2 pseudogenes are annotated in these 718 nt (G+C 63.4%); one reads left to right on the plus strand and one right to left on the minus strand.

Features of this window, described 5'->3' with window-relative positions:
- Window positions 1-268: pseudogene (locus ASF20_RS24730) on the plus strand (IS110 family transposase); the annotation flags it as partial.
- A gap of 255 nt (window positions 269-523) precedes the next feature.
- Here the strand turns inward: ASF20_RS24730 and ASF20_RS11455 are convergent.
- Window positions 524-718, minus strand: a pseudogene (locus ASF20_RS11455) (winged helix-turn-helix domain-containing protein); the annotation flags it as partial.

Consider the following 718-nt stretch of genomic DNA (forward strand, 5'->3'; position numbering starts at 1 on the left):
GAGGCGCAAGCCTGGGCCGCATAACCCAAACCAAATGGCCTCCGGGAATTCCGGAACGGTTCACAAGCAGCTCATCCATGGGGCTCGCGCCGCGATGCCCCATCTGGCCGCCAAACCGACACCGCTCGGGGTTTGGTTGCAAGGTTTGCTCGCACGCTCTCACCCGAACGTGGTCGTGGTGGCACTGGCCGCCAAGCTGGCCCGCATCGTGTGGGCGCTACTGCGTCGAAAACAAGCTTTTGATCAGGGCGCGCTGGCGACGGCCTGATCGCACATCGACAGCGACCGGCGCTTCCAGCCGGAGTTGAAGCAGTCTGCGTGAGGTGACGGACAGATGGCATAACGGTCGAACCGGCGTCGTGGTGATCCTGGTTTTAAATGCGGTGCGGGACACCGCAGGCTTTATGAGGACCCAAGGCGCGCGGATATCCATCTTGGCCAGGACACGGTCCTGAGACCGGATATGTTGATGCAGACCGCATCGCCATCAAAACGCATCTTGCAGACGGGGCGGGCCATACGTTTTGAAAACAGCCGCGGCGCCCGGATCCTGGGCGTGATGGCGCGGGCGGGCCGAGAGCTTGGCGTAGCCCATGGCCCGCAAGACTCGGCTCAAGGTCTGCTCGGAGACCGACACGCCGTAATCCTCGGACATGATTTGGGCCAGATCGCACAACCGCCACCGCACCACACCGTGTACGGCCGGCGTCGGTCCCTG

The sequence above is a fragment of the Methylobacterium sp. Leaf88 genome, assembly GCF_001422795.1.
Taxonomy (GTDB): domain Bacteria; phylum Pseudomonadota; class Alphaproteobacteria; order Rhizobiales; family Beijerinckiaceae; genus Methylobacterium.